We start from the raw sequence: 4,604 nt of genomic DNA on the forward strand, positions 1-4,604 counted from the left end.
AGTGTGCTTCCTCCCCAATCTAATTTTATAAGAAAGGCGACCGTTTGTCTGCTCTCTTTCATCCCTATTTGTGCCGAGAGCGAAGCGGTCGGCATGGTGATTATGATGAAGCGACCCATACGTATCGCTGCGCGCTGAATAAGAAGAGCCACTGGATCCTTCTCAAGGCAGATTTCGATTGTGAAAGCTTTTGAGCGTGCCGTGACGCCAATGCCCTGTGCCCTACGGTTCAACAGAATAAAAAGATCCCATCGGAATGAACCGCCGGCTATTTTCTATCCTGGATGTTTGGGGTCCAGTAGCTCCAAGATAGCCTCCTGTGACCAGAACTCATTGGGGCAGACCTCTGCGCTGCGGCCAATAACCGAGCAGATTCTGGCTGGTTCATCGCCCGAGTTGTCAATGATATAGGTCTCATTTGCAATGCGGACCAACTCTGGAAGATTGGCAAGTGAGCGGTGATATCTGAAAATGATTTTATCAACAGGGACATCATGTCCGCCTGCGGAGACCCGCTCCATCACACGCCGCACATTTATCTGCGGGTCATTTGTGAGGATGAATATGCAAAGCACATGATATCCGGCCTCTTTCGCTCTTCGCAGCAGATCCAAATTCCGGTTGGTCGACAGGACGGTCTCAAAGGTGAAGTCCAAGCGGAATTTCAAGCTCATCTCCCGGAGCGCTTCCGCTTCCTGTACAGCCTCCAGGTCCGTACAGCCACTGTCAGCCTTTATGGCGTCTGCATTGATATAGGTCCCGACCACCTGAACCTGACTGGTCACGGTGGACTTACCAGAACCGTTTGGGCCTGCAAAGACCAGGATTCTGGGGGCCTGACCTGAGGTATCAGGTGAGAACATATTCCACTCTCCCGTCCTTATACTTCTTTATGATTCGGCCTGTGTCCTTGTCCAGTCGGGTGACATAGTCCATGGTCGGGTTCCCATCTCGTTCAGCGACCGCTTTTTTACAGGCGGCCTCAATTTCCGCTGGAGTCATGTCAAAGAAGGTCTTCGGGCCTTCTTTGGACCGCTCACTTGATGCGACCCGGGGGGGCACCGCAAACCCTTTATCATTGGCGAATTGTCGCAAGAGGACATTCATCACCGAACTAAGGGAGAGTCCCATCTCCGCCGCAACCTCAGATGCACTTTTCTTGACATCACTGTCCAATCTCAGTGTAGTGGGGCTCAACATCACAATCACCTCCATACTTATTATACGCAATTAAATCTCAAAGTGCAATACATCCGACATACATTTGCAGTTATATCGACTATAATTATTGAGGAGTAGCCACTCTGCGGCCGCCAGAGTATGTCTCAGGCGGCCGCAGACAATGCTGCAAAGTGCAATTTGGGCAGCTAACTATGGAGTGTCCACATCCCACAGGTCTCCATCGAACATACAGAGCAAAATCCCTTTCACGATTTCCTTAGAAGTGCCGAATCGGGACACACTGAAGCCATGCCATTTATAATGGTCCCCTTGTCAAGACCACTTAGGGAAATTTTATCGTGAACATATTCTGACTTTGAGGGTGCCCGAGCCGCAGGCTTTGCAGGGAGCAGCCGCCAGCCGCCTGCGTGAGCAGGTTGCCTTGAGGGGATGGGTTTGGCCTGTTACACTGGCCCATTGTGCGAGGCGGGCGCTTGTGCATTCTGACTCCGTCGCACCCTCGCTGCGAGTGGCCGCAACAGGCCGGGCACATCCGGTCAAGGCCGGCGGTCAGGCGACGCAGAAGCTTGTATGATAGACCTCATCAGGCGTGGCATAGCCCAGCGCTTCATGGGGGCGCAGGCAGTTATAATACTCCACATAGCCTCGGATGGCCTGCCGCAGCTGCCTGGGCGCAGTAAATTCATTGACATAAATCAGCTCTGTTTTCAGGCTCCGGAACCACCGCTCAATCATTTCGGGAAGGACTCAGTCCATGATCCGGGATCTCTATGACAACAGCATCGTCGCCTACAAGACTGGAACACAGCAGACGGTGAATCTGGTTCTGGACACCATTCATCTGGCCATGAGGCAAGAGAAAAAGAGGGCCGCTGCGGAGTTACAGCTCCACAGCGACCAAGGATTTCAGTACACCTCTCAAGCATACTTCAACCTGACTCAAGCATACGGCATTACGCCGTCCATATCAAGACGCGGAAATCCTTATGACAATGCAATGGCAGAAAACTTCTTCTCTATTCTCAAAACGGAATGCATTTACCGCCACAAGCCGGCCACCTTCTCACAAGCCAACGAGATGATTGACCGCTATATTTACTTCTACAACCATGAGCGCATCCAGTTAAAGACTGGAGAGGCGCCGCTGGTACGGCGCCTCTCCGACTAAAACTTAATCTTTCCTACCAGGGTCCTTTTTTGTACTGTCCGCACAAGATGGGGCAGCTCAAACGTTCATTCCAGATGGGATCTTTTGATTTGTCAGCGAGGCGCTGTAAGATGCAGTTTACGACTGTTCCCGGTCCCGTGCCATCGTCTCGCGGGCGGCCCGGAGTAAAAAAGCGTTGACAGATTCACCCTGTTGGTCGGCGTGGGCTTTGATGACCGCTTTTTCGCCCATGGGGACACGAAATTTAATATCTTCAACTTTTTCTTTATGCCATTTGGCAGTTGCCCTTTTTTGCGCATCAGTTGGTGCCATATCAAATTCCCCCCATAAGATAAGATAACAGAAACCAGCCTTGCTGTATATTGGGATTATGTATATACAGGGCCCCCTATATTCAGTGAAAACGCCAATTGATACAGGGCACCCCATATGATATACTGCATATAGAAAATGAAACACGGCAGTATGAGGGAGCTGCAACTCCCTCATACCTGCGCAGGTGCCGTACCACCTACACAATGGACCGCGTCCACACCGCAGGGATAGTATACCCTTTTTTGCCTGTCTGGGCAAGAGGGATCTCTTCAGTGGCCGGTTTCGTTCCTGACCCGGAACACCGTGTAGGCTTTGCCCCTGCACGGTGTTTTGTTTTCCAAAACGCGGCTTGGCCGCCAGGAAAGGAACGATGACGATGAAACCGATCTACCTGCCAATCCAAGGTGTCCCCTTGTGGAAACAGAAAGGGGGATCTCTATGACACGGGCAATAGGGCACCTTCCTATCCCTCCTCCGGTTCATTCCAGATGGGATCTTTTTATTTGTCAGCGAGGCGCTGTAAAGATGCAGTTTATGACTGTTCCCGGTCTCGCGCCATTGTCTCGCGGGCGGCCCGGAGTAAAAAAGCGTTGACAGATTCACCCCGTTGGTCGGCGTGGGCTTTGATGACCGCCTTTTCGCCCATGGGGACACGGAATTTAATATCTTCCACCTTTTCTTTTTGCCACTTGGCAATCGCTTTGCGCTGAGCTTCACTTGTTTTTGCCATATACAATCCCCCCGCTACCTATCATCATACCAAATCCAATGCTATTACAGAAGATGTCATACCGCGCAAATAAGGCACCTTATATTGGTGGCAAGTGGCAATAGATATAAGGCGACTTATATGTTATTGTGTGGAAATTTCATTTTAACACATTTGAGGGGCTGCACATTTTTTATTTCCATTATCTCAAAAAAGTTAGATTTTCAAGGGTGCAAAGTTTGAGATTATAACTTTTTATCCCGCTGAATAGCTTCATTGATCGCGCGGCAAACAAACGCATTGGTAGATTCCCCACAGGCTGCAGCATGAGCTTGAATACGGGATTTTTCACCCTTGGGGACCCTAATGTTTAATGTTTCAACCTTCTCTGCCAACCATTTATTGCGAGCTTTCCGCTGTGCATCTGTAGGTGCCATACTCAATACCCCCTTACTTTCAGTATATCAAATTGTGTGGCATAGTCCATTATTACATATAGACATATACGGTTGCACATATTTGTGCAAAATACCGCTTGATATACGCAACCGTATACTATACAATATCATCAGAAAATAAAATAACGGCAACACGGGAGAGCGGCAACTCCCCCGTGTCTGCGCAGGTGCTGTACCACCTACACAATGGACCGCGTCCACACCGCAAGGATAGTATACCCTTTTTTGCCTGTTGGGGCAAGAGGGATCCTTGCAGGGACCGATTTCGTTCCTGACCCGGAACACCGTGTAGGCTTTGCCCCTGCACGGTGTTTTGTTTTCCAAAACGCGGCATGGCCGCCAGGAAAGGAACGAAGGCAATGAAAACAATCTACCTGCCGATCCAAGACGCCCCCCTGCGGAAGCAGAAAGGGAGATCTCCATGACACGGGCAAACAAGGTCATCCGTTTTACGGGCAGCGGGGCATCTTCCCATCCCTCCTCTCATAAGGTGGAGGGAGGAGGGATTCCCATGACAGTGAAGCACACCCACCCCCAGTATGAGACGGCGGAGAAACAGCAGGAGGCCATCCGGGATGCCCGCAGGGCGTGCGCGGCGCTGCTGCGCTCCCTGCGGAGCCAGCAGACCAGACAGATCTCCTGACCATGGCCATGAAGTATAACGCGGCCTATGCCCGCCAGTCCCTGCTGAAAAAGGACAGCCTTTCCATCAGCGGCCAGCTGGACCTGTGCCGCAAGGCGGCGGGCGGGGAGGTGAAGGTCTACCAGGACG

8 protein-coding genes are annotated in these 4,604 nt (G+C 51.2%); 2 read left to right on the plus strand and 6 right to left on the minus strand.

Annotation, left to right across the window (positions count from 1 at the left end; translation table 11 throughout):
• Positions 1-275: 275 nt before the first annotated feature.
• The 3 genes from H6B51_RS16280 to H6B51_RS16290 form a co-directional block, all read right to left on the minus strand.
• Positions 276-863, minus strand: a complete 588-nt coding sequence (locus H6B51_RS16280; RefSeq protein ID WP_243421369.1) for an ATPase — start codon at positions 861-863, stop codon at positions 276-278.
• Positions 850-1,200, minus strand: a complete 351-nt coding sequence (locus H6B51_RS16285) for a type II toxin-antitoxin system RelB/DinJ family antitoxin (RefSeq protein WP_204884654.1) — start codon at positions 1,198-1,200, stop codon at positions 850-852. Before H6B51_RS16285 ends, H6B51_RS16280 begins: the two co-directional genes overlap by 14 nt.
• A gap of 531 nt (positions 1,201-1,731) precedes the next feature.
• Positions 1,732-1,917: an integrase core domain-containing protein gene (locus H6B51_RS16290; protein ID WP_204884655.1), complete on the minus strand. Its 186-nt coding sequence runs from the start codon at positions 1,915-1,917 to the stop codon at positions 1,732-1,734.
• Between the two features lie 19 nt (positions 1,918-1,936).
• On the opposite strand from H6B51_RS16290, the gene H6B51_RS16295 reads away from it, so the two are divergent.
• Positions 1,937-2,350 (plus strand): integrase core domain-containing protein, encoded by a 414-nt coding sequence (locus tag H6B51_RS16295; RefSeq protein WP_204884656.1) that lies wholly within the window; start codon positions 1,937-1,939, stop codon positions 2,348-2,350.
• Between the two features lie 117 nt (positions 2,351-2,467).
• Here H6B51_RS16295 and H6B51_RS16300 read toward each other — a convergent pair whose 3' ends face one another.
• From H6B51_RS16300 to H6B51_RS16310, 3 genes are all read right to left on the minus strand, one after another.
• Positions 2,468-2,662 (minus strand): hypothetical protein, encoded by a 195-nt coding sequence (locus H6B51_RS16300; RefSeq protein WP_204884657.1) that lies wholly within the window; start codon positions 2,660-2,662, stop codon positions 2,468-2,470.
• Between the two features lie 535 nt (positions 2,663-3,197).
• On the minus strand, positions 3,198-3,395 hold the full coding sequence (locus H6B51_RS16305; RefSeq protein WP_204884658.1) for a hypothetical protein: 198 nt from the start codon (positions 3,393-3,395) through the stop codon (positions 3,198-3,200).
• A gap of 224 nt (positions 3,396-3,619) precedes the next feature.
• Positions 3,620-3,811 carry a hypothetical protein gene (locus H6B51_RS16310; protein ID WP_204884659.1) on the minus strand — a complete coding sequence of 64 codons (192 nt, stop codon included), beginning with the start codon at positions 3,809-3,811 and terminating at the stop codon, positions 3,620-3,622.
• 532 nt (positions 3,812-4,343) lie between these two features.
• On the opposite strand from H6B51_RS16310, the gene H6B51_RS18200 reads away from it, so the two are divergent.
• Positions 4,344-4,475 (plus strand): hypothetical protein, encoded by a 132-nt coding sequence (locus tag H6B51_RS18200; protein WP_275967555.1) that lies wholly within the window; start codon positions 4,344-4,346, stop codon positions 4,473-4,475.
• Positions 4,476-4,604: the final 129 nt, after the last annotated feature.

This window comes from Pseudoflavonifractor phocaeensis (genome assembly GCF_016901955.1).
Taxonomy (GTDB): domain Bacteria; phylum Bacillota; class Clostridia; order Oscillospirales; family Oscillospiraceae; genus Flavonifractor; species Flavonifractor phocaeensis_A.

What these genes read in the sequence shown, in the direction of transcription:
- H6B51_RS16280 (WP_243421369.1), bottom strand. Translation starts at nt 863, where the DNA reads ATGTTCTCACCTGATACCTCAGGTCAGGCCCCCAGAATCCTGGTCTTT.
- H6B51_RS16285 (WP_204884654.1), bottom strand. Translation starts at nt 1,200, where the DNA reads ATGTTGAGCCCCACTACACTGAGATTGGACAGTGATGTCAAGAAAAGT.
- H6B51_RS16290 (WP_204884655.1), bottom strand. Translation starts at nt 1,917, where the DNA reads ATGATTGAGCGGTGGTTCCGGAGCCTGAAAACAGAGCTGATTTATGTC.
- H6B51_RS16295 (WP_204884656.1), top strand. Translation starts at nt 1,937, where the DNA reads ATGATCCGGGATCTCTATGACAACAGCATCGTCGCCTACAAGACTGGA.
- H6B51_RS16300 (WP_204884657.1), bottom strand. Translation starts at nt 2,662, where the DNA reads ATGGCACCAACTGATGCGCAAAAAAGGGCAACTGCCAAATGGCATAAA.
- H6B51_RS16305 (WP_204884658.1), bottom strand. Translation starts at nt 3,395, where the DNA reads ATGGCAAAAACAAGTGAAGCTCAGCGCAAAGCGATTGCCAAGTGGCAA.
- H6B51_RS16310 (WP_204884659.1), bottom strand. Translation starts at nt 3,811, where the DNA reads ATGGCACCTACAGATGCACAGCGGAAAGCTCGCAATAAATGGTTGGCA.
- H6B51_RS18200 (WP_275967555.1), top strand. Translation starts at nt 4,344, where the DNA reads ATGACAGTGAAGCACACCCACCCCCAGTATGAGACGGCGGAGAAACAG.